Origin of the sequence: Halomonas sp. S3-1-1, assembly GCF_023757625.1 — a bacterium.
In the GTDB taxonomy this organism is placed as follows: domain Bacteria; phylum Pseudomonadota; class Gammaproteobacteria; order Pseudomonadales; family Halomonadaceae; genus Vreelandella.
On sequence record NZ_JALGBZ010000008.1, the window covers coordinates 1 to 19,694 of the forward strand.

The 19,694-nt window shown below is 60.3% G+C and carries 18 protein-coding genes, 3 tRNA genes and 1 rRNA gene; 14 read left to right on the forward strand and 8 right to left on the reverse strand.

Features of this window, described 5'->3' with window-relative positions; all coding sequences use genetic code 11:
- Positions 1-115 (forward strand): 5S ribosomal RNA (rrf, locus tag MQW23_RS17960).
- Between the two features lie 318 nt (positions 116-433).
- On the opposite strand, the gene hisC is transcribed toward rrf, so the two are convergent.
- Positions 434-1,495 (reverse strand): histidinol-phosphate transaminase, encoded by a 1,062-nt coding sequence (hisC, locus tag MQW23_RS17965; RefSeq protein WP_252109596.1) that lies wholly within the window; start codon positions 1,493-1,495, stop codon positions 434-436.
- Between the two features lie 215 nt (positions 1,496-1,710).
- On the opposite strand from hisC, the gene MQW23_RS17970 reads away from it, so the two are divergent.
- The 4 genes from MQW23_RS17970 (at position 1,711) to mnmH (ending at position 5,911) form a co-directional block, all read left to right on the forward strand.
- A complete protein-coding gene (locus tag MQW23_RS17970) occupies positions 1,711-2,166 on the forward strand; it encodes a copper resistance protein NlpE N-terminal domain-containing protein (RefSeq protein WP_252109597.1) in 456 nt (151 codons plus the stop codon).
- Positions 2,167-2,295: 129 nt separating this feature from the next.
- A complete protein-coding gene (gene radA / locus MQW23_RS17975) occupies positions 2,296-3,669 on the forward strand; it encodes a DNA repair protein RadA (RefSeq protein WP_252109598.1) in 1,374 nt (457 codons plus the stop codon).
- A gap of 121 nt (positions 3,670-3,790) precedes the next feature.
- The gene (gene selD / locus MQW23_RS17980) at positions 3,791-4,828 is read left to right on the forward strand and encodes a selenide, water dikinase SelD (RefSeq protein ID WP_252109599.1); all 1,038 of its coding nucleotides are present in this window, start codon (positions 3,791-3,793) and stop codon (positions 4,826-4,828) included.
- Positions 4,829-5,911, forward strand: a complete 1,083-nt coding sequence (gene mnmH / locus MQW23_RS17985; protein ID WP_252109600.1) for a tRNA 2-selenouridine(34) synthase MnmH — start codon at positions 4,829-4,831, stop codon at positions 5,909-5,911.
- On the opposite strand, the gene MQW23_RS17990 is transcribed toward mnmH, so the two are convergent.
- Complete coding sequence (locus MQW23_RS17990; RefSeq protein WP_252109601.1) at positions 5,908-6,597, reverse strand: type 1 glutamine amidotransferase; 690 nt, start codon at positions 6,595-6,597, stop codon at positions 5,908-5,910. The two genes, mnmH and MQW23_RS17990, sit on opposite strands and share 4 nt — an antisense overlap.
- Before the next feature lie 150 nt (positions 6,598-6,747).
- Here MQW23_RS17990 and MQW23_RS17995 point away from each other — a divergent pair, with 150 nt between their 5' ends.
- Positions 6,748-7,347, forward strand: a complete 600-nt coding sequence (locus MQW23_RS17995) for a YjaG family protein (protein ID WP_252109602.1) — start codon at positions 6,748-6,750, stop codon at positions 7,345-7,347.
- A gap of 119 nt (positions 7,348-7,466) precedes the next feature.
- On the opposite strand, the gene hisF is transcribed toward MQW23_RS17995, so the two are convergent.
- The 4 genes from hisF to hisB all read right to left on the reverse strand — a co-directional run bounded on the left by hisF (position 7,467) and on the right by hisB (position 10,296).
- Complete coding sequence (gene hisF, locus MQW23_RS18000; protein WP_252109603.1) at positions 7,467-8,240, reverse strand: imidazole glycerol phosphate synthase subunit HisF; 774 nt, start codon at positions 8,238-8,240, stop codon at positions 7,467-7,469.
- Positions 8,237-8,983 (reverse strand): 1-(5-phosphoribosyl)-5-[(5-phosphoribosylamino)methylideneamino]imidazole-4-carboxamide isomerase, encoded by a 747-nt coding sequence (gene hisA, locus MQW23_RS18005; protein WP_252109604.1) that lies wholly within the window; start codon positions 8,981-8,983, stop codon positions 8,237-8,239. Before hisA ends, hisF begins: the two co-directional genes overlap by 4 nt.
- An 11-nt stretch (positions 8,984-8,994) precedes the next feature.
- Positions 8,995-9,636, reverse strand: coding sequence for an imidazole glycerol phosphate synthase subunit HisH (gene hisH, locus MQW23_RS18010; protein WP_252109605.1), 642 nt, complete (start codon positions 9,634-9,636; stop codon positions 8,995-8,997).
- A gap of 66 nt (positions 9,637-9,702) precedes the next feature.
- Positions 9,703-10,296 carry an imidazoleglycerol-phosphate dehydratase HisB gene (gene hisB, locus MQW23_RS18015; protein WP_252109606.1) on the reverse strand — a complete coding sequence of 198 codons (594 nt, stop codon included), beginning with the start codon at positions 10,294-10,296 and terminating at the stop codon, positions 9,703-9,705.
- Positions 10,297-10,481: 185 nt separating this feature from the next.
- On the opposite strand from hisB, the gene MQW23_RS18020 reads away from it, so the two are divergent.
- From MQW23_RS18020 to MQW23_RS18050, 7 genes are all read left to right on the forward strand, one after another.
- The gene (locus MQW23_RS18020) at positions 10,482-10,979 is read left to right on the forward strand and encodes a GNAT family N-acetyltransferase (RefSeq protein WP_252109607.1); all 498 of its coding nucleotides are present in this window, start codon (positions 10,482-10,484) and stop codon (positions 10,977-10,979) included.
- Positions 10,979-13,300: an AsmA family protein gene (locus MQW23_RS18025; RefSeq protein WP_252109608.1), complete on the forward strand. Its 2,322-nt coding sequence runs from the start codon at positions 10,979-10,981 to the stop codon at positions 13,298-13,300. Before MQW23_RS18020 ends, MQW23_RS18025 begins: the two co-directional genes overlap by 1 nt.
- Positions 13,301-13,377: 77 nt before the next feature.
- Positions 13,378-14,469 carry an A/G-specific adenine glycosylase gene (gene mutY / locus MQW23_RS18030; RefSeq protein ID WP_252109609.1) on the forward strand — a complete coding sequence of 364 codons (1,092 nt, stop codon included), beginning with the start codon at positions 13,378-13,380 and terminating at the stop codon, positions 14,467-14,469.
- A gap of 40 nt (positions 14,470-14,509) precedes the next feature.
- Positions 14,510-14,785, forward strand: a complete 276-nt coding sequence (locus MQW23_RS18035; RefSeq protein WP_252109610.1) for an oxidative damage protection protein — start codon at positions 14,510-14,512, stop codon at positions 14,783-14,785.
- A 155-nt stretch (positions 14,786-14,940) separates the two neighbouring features.
- A tRNA-Phe gene (locus tag MQW23_RS18040) sits at positions 14,941-15,016 on the forward strand.
- Between the two features lie 6 nt (positions 15,017-15,022).
- A tRNA-Gln gene (locus tag MQW23_RS18045) sits at positions 15,023-15,097 on the forward strand.
- 71 nt (positions 15,098-15,168) lie between these two features.
- Positions 15,169-15,244 (forward strand) — tRNA-Thr (locus MQW23_RS18050).
- Between the two features lie 211 nt (positions 15,245-15,455).
- On the opposite strand, the gene MQW23_RS18055 is transcribed toward MQW23_RS18050, so the two are convergent.
- Positions 15,456-16,343: an FRG domain-containing protein gene (locus MQW23_RS18055; protein ID WP_252109611.1), complete on the reverse strand. Its 888-nt coding sequence runs from the start codon at positions 16,341-16,343 to the stop codon at positions 15,456-15,458.
- Between the two features lie 642 nt (positions 16,344-16,985).
- Between MQW23_RS18055 and MQW23_RS18060 the strand changes: the two genes are divergently transcribed.
- Complete coding sequence (locus MQW23_RS18060; protein WP_252109612.1) at positions 16,986-18,653, forward strand: SNIPE associated domain-containing protein; 1,668 nt, start codon at positions 16,986-16,988, stop codon at positions 18,651-18,653.
- 210 nt (positions 18,654-18,863) lie between these two features.
- Here MQW23_RS18060 and MQW23_RS18065 read toward each other — a convergent pair whose 3' ends face one another.
- A complete protein-coding gene (locus tag MQW23_RS18065) occupies positions 18,864-19,643 on the reverse strand; it encodes a transporter substrate-binding domain-containing protein (protein ID WP_252109613.1) in 780 nt (259 codons plus the stop codon).
- Positions 19,644-19,694: the final 51 nt, after the last annotated feature.

The window sequence follows — 19,694 nt, forward strand, 5'->3', positions numbered from 1 at the left end:
CTGACGACCATGGCTTGCGTGAACCACCCGATCCCTTGCCGAACTCGGAAGTGAAACCGCAACGCGCCGATGGTAGTGTGGGGTCTCCCCATGCGAGAGTAGGTTATCGTCAGGCACCTATTCGAAAAAGCCCCGAGCACTCTGTGTTCGGGGCTTTTTTATGCGTGGAAAAAAAAGGGGAAAGGCCCGGCAGGCAGGGTGCCTGCCGCCCCACCCAAGCGACGCGGTGCGCCGCATCGCTGGCTGACGCTTGCTCCTACAGGACAATCGCGCTCCGATCGACTGCAGGAGCCCGATTCATCGGGCGATGGCGGCGACAGCCGCCCGGGGTTGGGTTTGCCATCTTGCCTGCCGTCCATTCAGGCGGCGCGGTGCGCCGCGTCGCTGGCTAAAGCCTGCTCCTACAAGAGCGGGTTGAAATGGCTATCACCAGTTAACGACAAATGCTTTCCAGCGCTTCCATCAGGCTATCCATTTCATCATCGGTGCCGATGGTGATGCGCAGGAAATTGCCCAGAATATCCGTGTTGAAGTGGCGTACCAGAATGCCGCGCTCGCGAAGGCCAGCGAAGAGCTGGGCGCCTTGAAAGTCGGGGTGCTGAGTCAGCACGAAGTTGGCTTTTGACGGCAGTACGTCGAAGCCAAGCGCTTCCAGGCGTTCGCGAGTACGCTCGCGAGTGGCAATCACATGGTTACGGCAGGCGTCGAAGTGCGCCTGATCCTTGAGCGCCTCGATGCCTAAAAGACTGGCCAGGCTATCCACCGGGAAGGAGTTGAAGGAGTCCTTGACGCGCTGCAACCCCTCGATCAGCTCCGGCGAGCCGATAGCGTAGCCCAGCCGCAGGCCGGCAAGGCTTCTTGATTTGGAAAACGTACCGGTGACCAGCAGGTTCGGATAGCGCCTGGTAAGCGCGACGGCGCTGTCGGCGCCGAAATCGACGTAAGCTTCATCGATCAGCACTACGCGATCCGGTACCCGCTCTAGAAGTGCTTCGATGCTTTCGAGCGAGTGGGCGTGGCCGGTGGGGGCATTAGGGTTGGCTAGAATCACGCCGCTACGCTCGGCGCTCGCGGTCAGGGCGTCGAGGTCGACTTCCCACTGAGCGTTGAGCGGGTGCTGGCGAAGTTCGATCCCGTACAGCTTCGCGTAGACCGGGTAAAAGCTATAGGTAATGGCCGGCGCATCGAGCGGCGCGCCGTGACAGAAAAAGGCCTGGAAGGCGAAGGCCAGCACCTCATCGGAGCCGTTGCCGACAAAGGTCTGCTCCAGATCGACGTCGAACGTATCGGCCAGAGTTTGTCTGAGCGCGCGCGAGGTCGGGTCCGGGTAGAGGCGCAAGTGGTCGGTGGCGTAATCGCGCAGCGCCTGACCCACGCCCGGGGCCGGCGGGTAAGGGTTTTCGTTGGTGTTGAGCTTGATCAGACGCTCGACGGGCTGTTCGCCGGGCACGTACGGGGTCAGCGACCGAACGGCGGGGCTCCAGAATTGGCTCATGAGGGACACCTGGTGGCTCTTGCAAGGAGCATTATGGTGGCCCGAGCCACGATCAAGCGCAAGATGCCTGCATGACTATTGCAGGCGGCTGTTTTATCTGGCGATTATTTGACACGATTGCAACGCATCGAGGGGTGGGCGTCGCACCTTGTAGCGGTTATGCTGTCATAAGCGCACGAAAGAAATGTATGTCCAACACGAGAAGGAGACACCCAATGCAATTTCGGAGTTTGCTAGCCGGTTCGGCTATGTTGGCACTACTGGCGGGCTGCGCATCGGGCCAGACCGACCAGCAAGGCCAGGATGCCCCCGCCATGAGCGCGTCTCAGGCCACCTACCAGGGAACGCTGCCGTGCCGTAACTGTGACGGCATCGACCTGAACGTGACCATGGAAGGCGAGGAGACTAGCGCCCCGCAGGAGCGGACGTTCGATCTGACGGCAAGCTATCGTAACCACCCCCAGACCCCGCCGGACGAAAATTACTCCGGTAACTGGGAAGTGCTGACCGGTACGCCGTCGGATGCCAACGCGACCGTCTATGAGCTGACGCCCAACGGCGATGGCCAGATCTACTACTTCCAGAAGATCAGCGAGCAAACCCTCGAGCTGATCGACCCGGAACGTCGTCGCTTCGAAAACGGCGAGATGTTGCAGCTGCAGCGCCGGTAAGCGCTTAGGCGATCAACATCACGGCGTACGCGCCGTGAGTGTGAAAGGCGGCCCTGAGCCGCCTTTCGTGTATTTGCCCGGCGCCGGCAAGCGGCTGCCGGGCGGCAAGCAAGACAGGAGCAGCGCGGCGTGGCCAAAGTCAAAAGCGCCTATGTGTGCACCGAGTGCGGAGCCGAATACCGCAAGTGGCAGGGGCAGTGCTCGAGCTGCCAAGAATGGAATACCCTGAGCGAAGTGCGCCTGGCGAGCGCCCGGCCCGGCGCCGGCGCGCCCGCTCAGGGGCGAAGCGGCTACGCCGGGGATCTTTCCCGCGACGTGGTCGATCTGAGCAAGGTCGATTTGAGCGAGGTGCCGCGGCTAAGCTCCACCTTTGCCGAGTTCGACCGCGTACTGGGCGGCGGGCTCGTGCCAGGCTCGGCGGTGCTGCTGGGCGGAAACCCGGGGGCGGGCAAGTCGACACTGCTTTTACAAACCGCCTGCAAGCTCGCCCAAACGCGGCGCATCATGTACGTCACCGGTGAGGAGTCGCTCTCCCAAGTCGCCATGCGCGCCCACCGCCTGCAGCTTCCCACCAGCGGGCTCAAGATGCTGGCCGAAACCAGCGTAGAGACGATTCTCGCCGTTGCCGAGCGTGAAAAGCCCGAAATACTGGTGATCGACTCGATTCAGACCATGCACCTCGAGGATATTAGCTCCGCTCCCGGCGGCGTCGCACAGGTGCGCGAATCCTCGGCGGCGCTGACCCGTTTTGCCAAGCAGAGTAATACGGTGCTGCTGCTGGTCGGCCACGTGACAAAAGATGGCACCCTGGCCGGCCCCAAGGTGCTCGAGCACATGATCGACGCCTCGCTGCTGCTCGAAGGCGGCGCCGACTCGCGCTTTAGAACCCTGCGCGGGCAAAAAAACCGCTTCGGCGCGGTTAACGAGCTCGGTGTATTTGCGATGCTCGAGCAGGGCATGAAAGAGGTCAAAAACCCCAGCGCGATCTTTCTCTCCCGCCAGGAGGAGCAGGCGCCGGGGAGCCTCGTGATGGTGGTGTGGGAGGGCACGCGGCCGATCCTGGTCGAGGTGCAGGCGCTGGTGGACGAGTCAGCGCTAGGTAATCCGCGCCGCGTGGCGGTGGGGGTCGATCAGAACCGGTTGGCGATGCTGCTCGCCGTGCTCAACCGCCACGGCGGGCTCTTCACCGGCGACCAGGACGTATTTTTGAACGTGGTTGGCGGGGTCAAGGTGCTGGAAACCAGCGCGGATCTCGCGGTACTGCTGGCGGTGGTGTCGAGCCTGCAAAATCGGGCGCTGCCGAAGGAGCTGGTGGTGTTCGGCGAGGTGGGGCTTTCCGGCGAGATTCGTCCGGTACCCAGCGGCCAGGAGCGCATCAGCGAGGCGGCCAAACACGGCTTTTTGCGCGCCATCGTGCCCCGCGCCAACGCGCCGAAGCAGCCGCCCAAGGGCATGGAGGTCATCGCCGTGGACAAGCTCAGCGACGCGCTCGAAGCGCTTTGACGTCAAAGCCTTTGGATCAGGCTGTGCTATTTTTTCAGTATCCGCCTTTTATCAGCGGCTTATAAAAACGAATGATGACGGAGCCTTTGGCGGGCGCCGATCAGTTTCAAGGAGAGATACGATGAGCACCATTCGACTCACTCAGTACAGCCACGGCGCCGGCTGCGGCTGCAAGATCGCCCCGGACGTGCTCGACAGCATTCTGGCCAAGGCGGGCCCGAGCGCCGGCCACAAGCAGCTCATCGTGGGCAACCAGGGCCGTGAAGACGCCGCCGTGTTCGATTTGGGCGACGGCCGCGGCATGATCTCGACCACCGACTTTTTCATGCCGATCGTCGATGACCCCTTCGATTTTGGCCGTATCGCCGCGACCAACGCGATCAGCGATATCTACGCCATGGGCGGCACGCCGGTCATGGCGCTGAGCATTCTTGGCTGGCCGGTCGACAAGCTCGCCCCGGAGATCGCCGGCGACGTGGTGGCCGGTGCCCAGGGCGTGTGCCGCGAACACGGCGTGGCGCTGGCCGGCGGGCACTCCATCGACTCCACCGAGCCCATTTTCGGCCTCGCTGTCAACGGGCTGATCGAGCTCGACCACCTCAAGCTCAATAGCGGCGCCAAACCCGGCGACCTGCTCTTTTTGACCAAGCCGCTGGGCGTGGGTCTTTTGACCACCGCCGAAAAGCGCGGCCTGCTGGAAGCGGGCCACCACGGCCTGGCCCGCGAAACCATGCTCAAATCCAACCGTATCGGCGTGGAGCTTGCCAAAGTGAAGGGGCTTAACGCCATGACCGACGTCACCGGGTTTGGCCTGGCCGGCCATCTCAGCGAGATCTGCAGTGCCAGCAACGTCATGGCGCAGATCGATTTTCGCCGCCTGCCGCGGCTTTCCGAGGCCGAAGCCTATCGCCGTCAGGGTGCGGTGCCCGGCGGAACGTTCAGAAATCACGAAGCACTGGGTGGGCAGCTCAAGCCGATGGACGAAGCCCACTGGCAGTGGCTGTGCGACCCGCAAACCTCCGGCGGGCTTCTGCTCAGCGTCGACCCGGCCTGGGAGGACGACGTGGAGCGCATTGGCCGCGAGCACGGGCTCGAGCTTCAGCCCTTCGGCACCATGAAGGCGCGGGAAGGCGACGCGCTGATCGATGTGGTCGGCTAAATGAGCAGCGATGTACCCGCCACGACCCATCTGATTCACACGGGCACGCCGCTAATCGACGTGCGTGCCCCGGTCGAGTTCGCCCAGGGGAGCCTTCCCGGGGCGGTCAACCTGCCGCTGATGGTTGACGAGGAGCGCCATCAGGTCGGTATCGCCTACAAGGAGCAGGGGCAACAAGCGGCGATCGCCCTTGGCGAGCGTTTAGTGAGCGGCGAGGTCAAGCGCACACGTATTGCGGCCTGGCGCGAGTATCTGTCACGCCACCCGAACGCGGCGATCTACTGCTTTCGCGGCGGCCTGCGCTCGCAGATCGCCAAGTCGTGGCTTGCCGAGGAGGGCGTCGATGTGCCCCGTATTACGGGGGGCTGGAAAGAGATGCGCCGCACACTTTGCGAGCATATCGACCAGGCCGCCGAGCAGCCCATGCTGGTGGTGGCGGGCTTGACCGGCTCCGCCAAGACGGTCTTGATCAACCGGCTCGCAAACGGTATCGACCTGGAAGCGTGTGCCAACCACAAGGGGTCGGCGTTTGGCCGTCAGGTTGAGGCGCCCACGACGCAGATCGATTTCGAACACGCCCTGGCGTCCCAACTGCTGGGCCGGCCCGGCAAACTGGTGATGGAAGACGAGTCGCGCCAGATCGGCAACGCCAACATCCCGCTCACCTTCTGGCACGCCATGGAAAAAGCGCCGCGCATCTGCGTCGAGATGCCGCTGGACTGGCGGCTGGATCAGCTTCGCCATGATTATATCGAAGCGCTGGAAGCGGCCTTCGTGGCCCGGTTCGGCTTCGAGCAAGGCCGCGCACGAATGAAGGAGCAGCTTTCCAACAGCCTGAAACGGCTGGCCAAGCGGCTGGGTAACGCCCGATTGCAGCGCCTTCAGCGCCTACAGGCGCTGGCGTTCGACGCCCACGACCGGGGCAACACCCAGGCCCACGAAGCCTGGCTCGGCCCGCTTCTGACCGAATACTACGACCCGCTCTACCGCTATCACCTGGAGCGGCGCCAGGACGCCCCAACAGAGCTTCACGTGGGCGACTGGGAGAGCTGTCTGGACGCCGCCCGGCAGTGGAGCGCCTAGGCGCGGGCCAGCCACTGCAGCATGACGCGATCGAGCAGCGGCGCCAGGTCGTGAAAGCGCTTGGGTGTCTCCAGCATGGCCGCTTCGCTTTGCAGGTAACGCTGGCCGGCGGCCGTGGCTGGTGCGGCGGGCGGGTACTCGAAAAGCTCGGTGGCGCTTTTGGCGGTGACCTCGAAGTGACACAAGAGCCCCACCACTCGCCCGGCGTCCCAGGCAAAGCCTTGAAGCGGCGCGGCGTCACTGCCGCCCAGCGGCAGTGCGGCATCCGGCAGGCTAAACACGTAGCGGTGCCACATGAACGCCTCGAAGCGCTCGGGAAGATCGAACGGGCTTTCCGGGGCGAGCGTTACGCCGTGCCAGCCGGTTTCCGGGTAGGTGCCCGGGGCGATCACCGCCTCCAGCGCTTCGGCGATCCACAGCGCCCCTAGGCCGATGCCGAGCACCGGGCGCTGGCCGTCCAGGTAGCGGTTCAGAAGTTTTTTCTCCGCTCTGGCCCAGGCGGGTGGCGTTTGAATCAGCTCCTCCGGGCCGTCCAGCACGATGAGCGCATCGCACTCGCCGGGGCGCGGGGTCAGCTCGCCGTCGAACAGGTGAAAAACCGTATAGCTGTGGCCCATACTGTCGAGCCAGTCGGTCAGGCGAGCGGGGCCGTGGTGCGGGCCGTGCTGTAGCAGATGAATATGCATGGTAATCTCCTCGCCGGCCGGTCGTCGCGTCATAGTCGCGTTTGCGAATGTGCGACGATAACGTATCGCCTTATCTTCACCAACACCGTTTTCACCGATATCGTTTTCATCCCTACCATTTTCACCGATATAAAGGCTCAGGAAATCAACATGGTGGCCAAACCCTCCGGATTTTATCAGCTTCTTCAAACGCTTCCGCTGACTGCCCAGCAGGCCTTCATGGCCGCGCTTTGCGAGCGCTTGATTCCCAACTATGCGCTGTACGAGCAAACCACCGGCCAGGGCGACAGCCACACGCTTAAAACCGTGCTTAGCCTGGTGTGGGAGCGCCTGCAGGTGCCGGGTGCCAGCATCGACTTCGCCCGTCAGGCCGAGAAGCTTGCCGAGTGCGAGCCGCCGGAAGACGACGACAGCTTCGGCGCGCGACGAGCGCTGGATGCGGTGGTCGCGGTGAACGCGCTGCTCGATACGCTACAGGGCGACGCGGGCGAGGCAGTGCTGGATGTCAGCCGCACCTCGCGGGCCGGCGTGCGCGCCTTCATCGAGCTGACCGAAGGCGAAGTGGATGCCCAGAAGCTTGCGCTGATCATCCGCGACCACCCGCTCATGGAGGACGAAAACGACTTTCAGGACGCGGTGCTCGAGGCAGTCAGCGCGCCGCTCGACAGGGCCGCGCTCAAGGAGCTGCGCGTGCTCGGGCGCAACGGCGGAGTAAGCAATTTGGGGCTGAGTCTGGAAGACGACGCCTGACACTTAAGCCAAACGCGCTTGAGTAAGGCAAAAAGCCCAGAGCGTTGCGGTGGCAAGGGCTCTGGGCAGGGGTGTGAGAAAAATGTGAGAGAGGCGTGAGGCGGATAGCGAAACCTGCGCTAAAGGCGCATTTCGATGCCGCGCTCGGCCATGTAGCGCTTGGCTTCGGGAATGGTGTATTCGCTGAAGTGGAAGATGCTCGCCGCCAGCACCGCGTCGGCGCCGCCTTCGAGCACGCCATCCACCAGGTGCTGCAGGTTGCCCACCCCGCCGGAGGCGATCACCGGCACGCTCACCGCCTCGGAAATGGCGTGGGTCACGCCCAAATCGAAGCCGCTTTTGGTGCCGTCGCGGTCCATGCTGGTTAAAAGCAGCTCGCCGGCGCCGAGTGCGACCATCTTCTTCGCCCACTCGACGGCGTCGAGCCCGGTGGGCTTGCGCCCGCCGTGGGTGAAGATTTCCCAGCGCGGCGTTTCGCCCTCGTTTGATACCTTCTTGGCGTCGATGGCGACCACGATGCACTGGCTGCCGAAGCGCTCGGCGGCCTCGAAAACGAACTCCGGGTTGGTCACCGCGGCGGTGTTGATCGACACCTTGTCGGCGCCGGCGTTGAGCATGGTGCGAATGTCGTCGCAGGTACGGATACCGCCGCCCACGGTGAGCGGGATGAACACCTCGCCAGCGATGCGCGAGACCATGTCGACGGTGGTGGCGCGCTCGTCAGAGCTTGCGGTGATGTCCAGAAAGGTGATCTCGTCGGCGCCCTGCTGGTTATAGCGCTTGGCGATCTCCACCGGGTCGCCGGCATCGCGGATGCCGACGAAATTCACGCCCTTGACGACGCGGCCGGCGTCGACGTCCAGACACGGAATGATACGCTTGGCCAGGCTCATGTTCGACCTCCGGTCAGTTCATCGCTCAGACGCTGGGCGTCGCGCACGTCAAGGCTCCCCTCGTAGATGGCGCGCCCGGTAATCGCCCCGAGAATGCCGCTATCGGCGACGTCGCACAGCGCCTTGATATCGTCGAGGTTGGTCACCCCGCCGGAGGCGATCACCGGAAGGCCGCCTTCGCGGGCAAGCTCGGCGGTCGCTTCGATGTTCACCCCCTGCATCATGCCATCTCTTGCGATGTCGGTGTAAACGATGCTGGAGACGCCGTCACCGGCGAAGCGCTTGGCAAGCTCGGTAGCCTTGATGGTGGAGACTTCCGCCCAGCCGTCGGTGGCCACGAACCCGTCCTTGGCGTCGAGTCCGACGATGATGTTGCCGGGAAAGGCGCGGCACATCTCGCCGACGAACTCGGGCTCCTTCACCGCTTTGGTGCCGATGATCACGTAGGAGACGCCGGCGCTCAAATAGTGCTCGATGGTGTCAGCGCTTCGAATGCCGCCGCCGATCTGAATCGGCAGGTTCGGGTAGGCGCGGGCGATGGCGGTGACCGCTTCACCGTTGACCGGCTTGCCCTCGAAGGCGCCGTTGAGATCCACCAGGTGTAGGCGGCGCGCGCCGGCCTCCACCCAGCGACCGGCCATGGCGACCGGGTCGTCGCCGTAGGAGGTCGAATCCTCCATGCGGCCCTGCTTCAAGCGTACGCACTGGCCGTCTTTGAGATCAATGGCGGGAATGACTAGCATGATGAATCCTCTCAGGGCGTCCAGGTAACGAAGTTTTCGAGCAGGCGAAGACCGGCCCGCGCGCTTTTTTCCGGGTGAAACTGCACGGCGAAGGTGGCGTCGCGCCCGATGGCCACGTGCGCCTTCACGCCGCCGTACTGGGTCGTACCGAGCACGTGGTCGTCTACCGTTGCGTTAACGTAGTAGCCGTGCACGAAGTAGAAACGCTCGCCGTCCTCGATGCCTTCCCACAGCGGGTGGTCGTGGTGCTGGGTGAGCCGGTTCCAGCCCATGTGGGGCACCTTCAAGCGCTGTTCCTGCTCATCGCGCATATCCAGCGGGAAACGATCGACGCTGCCCTGGAAAAAGCCCAAGCAGTCGACGCCGCCGTTCTCCTCGCTTTTCTCCATCAGCATCTGCTGACCCACGCAGATGCCGAGCAAGGGCTTTGCCTGGCGGGTCAGGATGTCATCGACCAAACCGCGTAGCTCGGTGCGCTCGAGCTCGCCGATGCAGTCGCGAATCGCGCCCTGGCCTGGCAGCACCACGCGGGTGGCGCCCAGAATACGGCGCGCATCGCGGGTGATGATGACGTTTTCGTGGGTTACGTGTTCAAGCGCCTTGGCCACGGAATGCAGATTGCCCATTCCATAATCGATAACGGCAATGGTCATGTTGCGCTCCTTACAGGGGTGGGCGGATAACGGTGGGCGAGGGCGTGTAGCGAGAAGCGCTCAGCATCAAAGCGTTCCCTTGGTCGAGGGCATTTTACCCGCCATGCGCGAATCCTCGGAAAGCGCCATGCGTAGCGCCCGGCCAAAGGCCTTGAAGATGGTTTCCGCCTGGTGGTGGGCGTTTTCGCCCTTGAGATTGTCGATGTGCAGCGTCACGCGGGCGTGATTGACGAAGCCGTGGAAGAACTCGCTGAATAGCTGCGTGTCCATCGACCCGATAGTGGCCTGCGTAAAGGTGGCGTTCATGAATAGCCCGGCGCGGCCGGAAAAGTCGATCACTACGCGCGAAAGCGCTTCATCGAGCGGAACGTAAGCGTGTCCGTAGCGCACGATGCCGCGCTTGTCGCCCACTGCCTTGTCGAACGCCTGGCCCAGCGTAATGCCCAAATCCTCGACCGTGTGGTGGTCATCGATGTGCAGGTCGCCTTTGACGTCCATGGTGATGTCGATCATGCCATGGCGCGCGACCTGATCCAGCATGTGATCAAGAAACGCCACCCCAGACTCGCCCTTCAAATGGCCTTCGCCGTCGAGGTCGATGGTAACGGTGATCTGCGTTTCGTTGGTGTCACGGCTGACCGTGGCAGTTCGCGCTGACATGTTGCATCTCCTGCGCTTGCGCGCATAGTGGGGCGGCGAGGCGTGAACGTCCACGCCCGACCTTGGACATAATAGCGAGCCAAACGACCATTATAGAGAATCGATGACCCCATCCGCTACAATGCGCGAAAGGTCGCCGGTTTCAGCGGGCAAGGGCGGCGCAAACGCAGCCAGGAGGATTGATCATGCCGGTGACGCTTTTGTATGTCGATCAGACCTGCTGGGAGGCGGACGCCGCCGTACGCCAGGACCTGGCGCGTATCTATGCCGATGCTCCCCTGGAGCGGATACGCACTCAGACGGTCGCGCCGTTCATCGAGCAGCACCTGGCCCAGCCGCCGCGTCAGTTCTTCGCCTGCGCCCGGTTCAACGGCCATCTGCTGGGCGCGGTGGCCATCTATGAGGCCGATGATCGCGCCTGGTGGCTTTCGGAGCTTTGCGTGAAAAGCTCGGCCAGGCGGCGTGGCGTCGGCTCCCGCCTTATGGCACTGTTGGGCGAGCAGGCTAAAGAGGATGGTCGCACGCTTCGCATCGATGCCGGCTCGCTGCCGCTGGCCGATCGTATCCTGTTGTCCAAAATCGGCTATCGGCCTTTTTCCACGCCACCGGCGGCCGGCAGCGGTGCCTCGAGTGGCAGCGGTATTCATGAGTATGTCGAGCTAGACCCACAAGGGAACGGGTGATGAAACAGTTATTGCGTATTTTGCTGGCCGCGGTCGGCATTCTGGCCATGGTGGCCGTCGCCGCCGTGGTGTATGTCACCACCTTTTTGGATCCCGAGGATTTCAAACCGCGCCTGGTCGAGGTGGTCAAGGAGCAAACCGGGCTCAATTTGGCGCTGGAAGGGCCGATCACCTGGTCGTTCTACCCGCGCATCGGCGTCAGCGTCTCCCAAGCGCGCGCTTGGCTTCCCGAGCAGCCCGTCGAGGAGACCTCCTTCGCCGCCGTGGATAGCGCCGAGGTCAGCGTCGCCTTTGCCCCGCTGTTGCGCGGTGAAATCGCCATCGATGGCCTGACACTGGACAGCGTACGCCTGAACCTCGAGCGAGATGCCAACGGGGAAGGCAACTGGCAGCCGCTCGTGGAGCGCTTGGCCGAGCAGAACAGTGAATCCGCCGAAACCGTGCTGGCGCCGGCCAGCGCCGGGCCCCACGTCGACGCGGGCAATCTCTCGGTGGTGCTCAACATCGCAAGCGTCGAGGTGCGAAACGCCGACATTCGCTATCGCGATGCGTCCAATCAGGCGCTTTGGCGGCTGCAGTCGCTCGATATCAACGGCAGCAACGTCAACCCGTCGCGCGCGTTTCCGCTCAAGGCGATGTTCACTCTGACCCGGCACAACCGGCTGGACGCCGAAGCGCTTGAGCGCGCCCCGGCCTTTACCAGCGAAATGAGCCTCGAGACCCGCGTGCTGCTGGGCCTCGACGACGAACGCGTTACCTTCGAGAATTTTCAGCTCTCTACCCGCTCGACCACCGCAAACGAAGAAGAGCCGCAGCAGCTCAGTCTGAAAGCCGCCGAAATGATCGCCTGGCTTGGCGAGCAGCGCTTTAGCGTTAGCGACGGGGTGATCGAAACCGGCCTGCGCCACCCGGAGAACTGGCAAGGGGGCCTGGCGATGGCGCTGGCGTTCGCCTTGGAAGGCGACTGGGGCGCGCAAACCGCGCAGCTTCGCGACGCCGAGCTCACCGGCCCGGATGGTTTGCGCCTGAGCGGCCATCTCAACGTCGAGCAGTTTTTGGACGCCCCGCAGTATCAGGGCCAGCTCAACGCCGCGCCCTTCACGCTGCGCCCCTGGCTTTCGCGCATGGGCGTGTCGCTTAACACTGCCAGCGAAGCCGCGCTGAGCGATGTCGCCATGACCAGCCCTATCGAGGGCAACCTCGAGCAGATCGCGCTGCCCCAGCTCTCTCTGGTGCTCGATAACAACACCTTTACCGGTGAATTGGCCGCAGCGCTGGACGGCAGCGCCCTGCGTTTCGATCTTGCCGGCGATCACCTCGATCTTGATTACTACCTGCCGGGGCCGGTCACCGCTCAGCAGGCGAGTCGCGGCCTCATTCGCCGCGCCTTCGCTCAGGAAGAGAACCCGCTGCTGCCTCAGGCGTGGCTCGCCGCGCTGGATTTGGAAGGCGACCTGGAGGTGGACCGGCTCGAGCTTGCCGGGCTTACCTTTGACGACACCCGGCTAGCGCTTCGCGGCGAGCAGGGCCTTCACCGGCTGACCGGGTTCGAGTCGCGCTTTTACGACGGCACGCTCGAAGCGACGGGCTCGATCGACGCCCGCGAGCCGGTACTCGCGTGGCAGTTCGCGCCCACGATCAGCGGCGTACAGGTCGCGCCCATGATCGAGGCGTTCAGCGAAGAGGAGTCACCGCTACGCGGGCGCTTCAATCTGCAGGGCGAGCTCACCACGCGCGGCAACACGCGCGACGTGCTGACCAGTAACCTCAACGGCGAGCTCGACGCGCGCCTCAACGACGGCGCCATCCTGCAAACCAACATTTCGCAGCAGGTGTGCGAGCTCGTCGCCAAACTCGAAGGCGAGGGCACGCTGCGCGACTGGCAGCCGGATACCCGCTTTGATCGCTTCGACGCCACCTTCAACGTGCGCAACGGCGTTGTGACCAGCGACGACCTGATGGTAACGCTGCCGGGCATCGACATGCAGGGCAGCGGCGAGCTGAACCTCACCAGCATGAACTTTTTGACTCATGCCAACGCTCGTCTGGTAGATACCGCCGACGCCGCCTGCAACGTCAACCCGCGCCTTCAGGCGCTGGCGCTGCCGGTACTGTGCGAAGGCCACCTTGATGACGACAAGTCCCAGTGGTGCCGGCTCGACCGAGACGCCTTCCAGGCTTCAGTCGTATCGCTCTTGCAAGACGAGGCCGGCGCGCAGATCGAAGAGCGCCTCGGTGAGACCCTCGACGGGCTCAACGACCGCCTCGGCGAAGAGAACGTGCGCGAGCTGCGCAACGGCATTCGTAACCTCTTCGACTAATTCCACTGTCCTTTTGGAGCGCCGGCCTCTGCGCCGGCGCTTTTTTTCCTGCACTACTCGCGGAGTGTTTTCACCCCATGGCCGAGACGCCGACGCCGTGTTTGACGGCTTTTGAGTTCCAACGCCGGCTGCTGGCCTGGTTCGACCAGTACGGCCGCCACGACCTGCCCTGGCAGTCGCCGCGCAGCGCCTACCGCGTGTGGGTTTCCGAGATCATGCTGCAGCAGACCCAGGTCACGACCGTCATTCCCTACTTCGAGCGCTTCATGGAGCGCTTTCCCACGCTAATCGCACTGGCAAACGCCGACCAGGACGAGGTGCTGCACCTCTGGACCGGACTTGGCTACTACGCCCGCGCCCGCAACCTGCACAAGGCCGCCCAAACCGCGCGTGACGAACACGAAGGCGAGCTGCCCGTCGAGAGCGTCGAGGCGCTTATGGCGCTGCCCGGTATCGGACGCTCGACCGCGGGCGCCATCATCGCCCAAAGCCAGGGCGCTCGCGCGCCCATTCTGGATGGCAACGTCAAACGCTCGCTCACAAGGCTTCACGCCGTGCCCGGCTGGCCCGGTAAGCCCGCCGTCGAGCGCGCGCTGTGGTCACTGGCCGACTACTTTACCCCCTTTGATCGCCTTGCCGACTACACCCAGGCGATCATGGACTTCGGCGCCACGCTCTGCACCCGCGCCCGGCCGGACTGCGTGATCTGCCCGTTCAACGACGTGTGCGCTGCCTATAAAGAGGGGGCGCCGCAGCGCTATCCCGAGTCCAAGCCGAAAAAGACCTTGCCCACCCGCGACACGCTGATGCTGGTGCTGCGCGACGAAGAGGGCCGCGTATGGCTCGAGCAGCGCCCGTCGACCGGGCTTTGGGGCGGGCTTTGGAGCTTGCCCCAGTTCGACGACCGCGCCGCGCTCAGCGATTGGCTCGAGGCCTTTACCGACAGCGCGATTATCGAGCCTGCGCTTCCCGGCTTTACCCACACCTTCAGCCACTTTCGTTTGGCGATCATCCCGCAGCCGGCGCGCTGCGCAGGAATCAGCGGCGTGCGCGAGAAGGGCGTCTGGTTCGACCCGATGGACCCGCCGGCGCTGGGCCTGGCCGCGCCGGTCAAATCGCTTTTGAAACAGCTCGCGCCGTTTTCGCTTGATCCCACCCCGGGGCCCTGACCCATACTCAGGGGCAACTCACCCATCAAGGAGCACCTTCATGAGCAACACCGTTTTCTGCCGCAAGTACCAGCAGGAACTCCCGGCACTCGCCTTTCCGCCGCTGCCCGGCAAGAAAGGCCAAGAGATTCAGGCCACGGTTTCCCAAAAGGCTTGGGAAGAGTGGCAGGCGCTTCAGACCCGCCTGATCAATGAAAAGCATCTCAACATGCTCGAGCCGGAATCGCGCCAATACCTGATGACGCAGATGGAGCGCTTTCTGGACAACGAAGACACCGACCAGGCCGAAGGCTACGTGCCGCCCAGCCAGCCCTAAAGGCCACTCCAGCGCCCGCCGGGCGGGCGTTTGCCGGCCTAGGCCGGGCAGGGCGAAAAGAGCGGGGTGTGCCCTAACCTCGTGAACGGAAAGAAAGTTTCACAAAGGTGTTGACGAAAAGCGGCGTTTTTAGTTTAATACGCACCGTTGGCAGCGGCCAGATAGCTCAGTTGGTAGAGCAGGGGATTGAAAATCCCCGTGTCGGCGGTTCGATTCCGTCTCTGGCCACCACACTGCTGGGGTATCGCCAAGTGGTAAGGCACCGGTTTTTGGTATCGGCATTCCCAGGTTCGAATCCTGGTACCCCAGCCATTGCCAACAAGATTTCTTGTTGACTGACTCGCTTCACGCAAGCCAGTCAAATGTTCAAGAAAACGTGAAGCGCCGACATAGCTCAGTTGGTAGAGCAACTGACTTGTAATCAGTAGGTCCCGGGTTCGACTCCTGGTGTCGGCACCATTAAAAATGGTTATAAAGCAAAGCGTTACAGAACATGACTAAGCCGTCCTTCGGGGCGGCTTTTTCGTATGTGTCCACAAAATGTCCAACGGTTGGACACTTTGTAAGCGCGCACTTCATTTGGCACACTCTAGCGCATTATTTGGCATATTCCGGCAATTGCGAAATGGGCTGATTTTGCGGAACGTTTGGCATAAAAATCTAGCTGCTTTCAATATGCCCTGTATTGCCTAGCTATTCTCAGGTCTTCTACCTCTCTCCCCACACCTTCATAGCCCGGGAATAAGGTCGACCCCTTAACACCAAATGCAGCACATAGTTCAAGCAAATGGGCAGCTTCACTAATCGGGAGGCTGTACCGGCCAAGACGCGATCTCCCTGTGTGCGAGACTCTATACATTTCCTCTATGTTCTCAAGGGATGCCCCCTCGATTCCATTTTGCTTGATTGCTTCTAACGAAGTGGCTGTGAAAACGCCGTCTTGCGCTGCTCGATTGACGCTCACAAACCCTTGAGCTTCTACATATTTGACAAGCTTCCATTTTTGATTGTTTATAGTACTCAATGACCAAATCACTAGCTCTTTAGGCCTTTTCATAGCACAGTCGCTTAGGTTAGCGCTATCGAGCTCACGTAGTGCTTGGGAGGCCGCAAAATAAGCGGCGACGTAAGAGCGCTTAGTCCAATCAAGAAGACAAGTAAGCACTCCATGGTGCTGAGCAGTTGCTAGTAAAGGGAAAGTATCGTGATGTGGCCAACCCTCAAATTGGTTGAAGAGCGTAACGTCCATGTGTCGTTCGCTTAACTTCGATCTTAGGGCTGGCGTATCTGCTGGCACAGATATTCCAGAAGCATCACATCCGTCTAAAAAAGTATCCAATATGGCTAGTTCGAAGTACACGTGTCTAGCTATCTGATCCTCTGATAGCTCATTACTTGGAAGGCTAGGGCTTTTTCTAAACACGGATGGGCTTAACTTGAATTTTTCACTACCGTGTCCGCGAAAAATTCTATACCGGCCCCAGCGACCCTCGTGCAAAGGAGACAAATACTCCATCAACTCCCTTGCACAGGTAAAATCTTCGGTTTCATACGACATTGTTGTTCCTTGGTGCAGCATCAAAAAGCCCGCCGGTTCCGTATTCACATCCCAACTAAAGATCAGCACCTCTTTGGCGTCTGAGCTTTTGCCACCTCCGACGGTTTAGCGTATCTCGGTGGTTTCGATGTGGTAGTCCGCGAATATCCGGGTGGTCGTTGAGGCTGATGATGGCCTTGCCCTTGAGCTTGGCCAGAATGCTCGCCATTTATTCGTACTGCTCTATGCCAAAGGGTACCCCATATTCTTTCGTCTGCCAGTAGGGTGAGTCCATATAGAAGAAGGTTCAGGCGATCGTAGAATTCTATGCAGGCCTATCGGCTAAGGTACCAATCTTGCACGCGTCGCGGTGTCCTCACCGGAGCTCTCTACTATGCGGCTAGAGGCGTGGAGGAGCTTAATAAACAGGACGTCGACTCCAGTAGATCGCAAGGAATTAAATGCCACATGGTGCAAAATAAAACGCCTAAAAACTTATAAAGCGTAGTGTCGGGCTTACGCTGAACAGCTTCGAAGAAGCAGAAAACCCTTCATCTGAATCATTGTGGATCAATAGTCCGGTGATGAAGAAAATAGTAAATTATCTTCGGCTTAGTTAATGTTATATGTGTGCAAAATAGGCATAAACCAAGGGAGCATACGATGAACAATGAGTTACTAATGGGTGGTGCATTACTGCTAGCGCTTTTGGGGTGGTCTTTATATGGGCTTTCCTCCTTGAAAAATCGGAAGAAGAATAAGCTCGCTGCCAGCTTGCAAAAGACGTTAGCTACCAAGGACGAAGAGGTATCAAGCCTAAGAGGCAGGGTCGAGCGTTTATCAAAGTATGAGGCGATTGAAGATGCTGAGGCAGCCGCCACCAGTTTGATACTTGATGCTAAAAAAGAAGCAGGCCGCTTATGGCAGGAATCTGAAAAAGAGAGTAAACGGCTTCTGGCAGAATCAAGAAGTGTTCGTGAGAAGGCTGATTTGGATGCGTTCAGCGCACGTAAGAAAGCAGATGAGGAATCAGATAAGCGTATTGCTGAAGCACGCGAAGAAGCCAAAGCAATACGGGAACGGGCTAAAAGTATTGAAGGGAGAGCTCAGGAAACGCTCGATAGCGCGCATGATCGTGCTGGGGAAATTATTGTAAACGCCCGCAAGCAGGCAGAAGAAACAGCAGGTAACGCACTTAAAGCAGTAGAAAATGCCAAGCTCTATGAGCGCACTGCGCAGGCTATGAAGAACGTTATCGAAGGTTATCACGACGACTACATTGTGCCCAATGCTAGCCTGCTTGATGATTTGGCCGAAGACTTTTCTCATAAGGAGGCAGGCCAGCGACTGAAGCAGATGCGTAAACAAAGCTCAGATATGGCTAAAAATGGCCGTGCTGGTGATTGCGATTATGTTGAACGTGTTCGTCGTGAGCATGCTATCCACTTTGCTGTCGATGCATTCAATGGAAAAGTAGACTCGATTCTTTCTAAAGTGAAACACGACAATTATGGAAAGCTACGTCAAGGCATAATGGATGCTTTCGCGCTCGTTAATCATAATGGTAAGCCTTTCAAAGACGCGCGTATTACCGACCTTTACTTGCAAGCCAGGCTGGAAGAGTTGAAATGGTCAGTAGCAGTGATGGAGCTACGACGCATTGAACTCGAGGAGCAGCGCGCTATTCGTGAGCAGATGCGCGAAGAAGAAAAAGCGCGAAGGGATTTCGAAAAGGCTATCAAGGAAGCTGAAAAAGAAGAACGGATGTTGGCTAAGGCAATGGCTGAGGCGCGTAAACAGCTTGATAATGCAAGCGAAGCTGAACGCGCTCGGTATGAAGCTCGTCTTGCTCAACTTGAAGAGCAACTAGAGGCTGCAGAGTCTAAAGAGCAGCGAGCTATCTCAATGGCTCAACAGACCAAGCGCGGCCATGTATATATTATTTCTAACGTTGGCTCATTTGGGGAAAACGTTTTCAAGATTGGTATGACGCGTCGATTAGAGCCGCTTGACCGTGTGCGTGAGTTAGGTGACGCAAGCGTGCCCTTTTCATTTGATGTGCATGCCATGATCTTCTCCGAGAATGCACCAACGCTGGAGCGAGAGCTTCATAGAAAGTTTGCCTCCTACCAGGTCAATCGTCTTAATGCCCGAAAGGAGTTTTTCAATGTGCCTCTTGCGCAGGTGCGCGAAGTAGTGGATGAGCAGCAAGCGGAGGTCCATTGGACCATGAAAGCCGAGGCTTGGGAGTATCGAGAGTCCTTGGCGGTTATTGAGAGTGAAAGTAAAGACAAGGAGGCGGCTGCCCAGTTGAGTGTGTCCACGGCATAGGTTTTCGTCTTTTATCAGTTGAGTAGTGGGGATAGTCTTTGATCATTTTCCCGCCTCAGCGGGTTTTAATATTCACGTGTGCGTTAACTTCACGATTGGAGCAGCCTTTCTCCAAACTTGTGTCGACTGAAGCTGGAAGCCACACCATAAAACCCTGCCGGTCACTCGGCAGGGCTTTTACGCTTTTGCTGGCTATGCGTCCGAGCTTGGCTAGATTTTAATATCGTAGTCGACGTACTTGTGCATCAACTCGTCGTAAGTGCCGTCTTCCTTGATTTCCCGAAGCGCCTGATTGAACTGCTCGGCCAAGGCTTCGTTGCGGCGGTTGAAAGCGGCGGCCACGCCGTGACCAAAGTAGCTCTTGGGTTCGCGGACCAGATCAGAGCTGGTCACGAACTCGCTACCGTCGCCGTTCACGTTGAGCGAGGAAAGCGCGAGAGGGTAGTACATGAACGCGGCATCCAGGCGGCCCGCCCTCATATCCACCGCGATGTCCTCTCCCGTGGTGTAGCGGGTCACGTCGACCAGGTCACCGTACGTATCGGTAATGTACTCATCGCGGATGGTTCCCCGTTGTACGCCCACCTTGAGCCCGTTCAGCGCGTCGCGGTCGTTGACGTCGATCTCGTGTCCTTCGGCGGTCACCCATACGCTGGGATTGCTGTAATACGGCTCGGAAAACAGAATGCGCTCCTGGCGCTCTTCCGTAATCGCCATGGACGACATCACTACGTCGTACTTACGCGCCATCAGGCCCGGGATGATGCCATCCCAGTTCTGCTCCACCCACTCGCACTCACGCTCGATACGTCGGCATACTTCGTTACCCAGATCGACTTCGAAGCCGGTGATGGTGCCGTCAGGCAGGCGGTATTGAAAAGGTTCGAACGGCACATCCACCGCTATCCGTAAAGGATCATCGGCGTACGTTGGCGCGCCAACGGTGAGCGATGCCAACAGGGCAACCATACAAACGGGTCTGCGTAACATGGGCCTATCCTCGTTATATTCGTTATGAGAGCTGGCTGAATAAGTTAACAC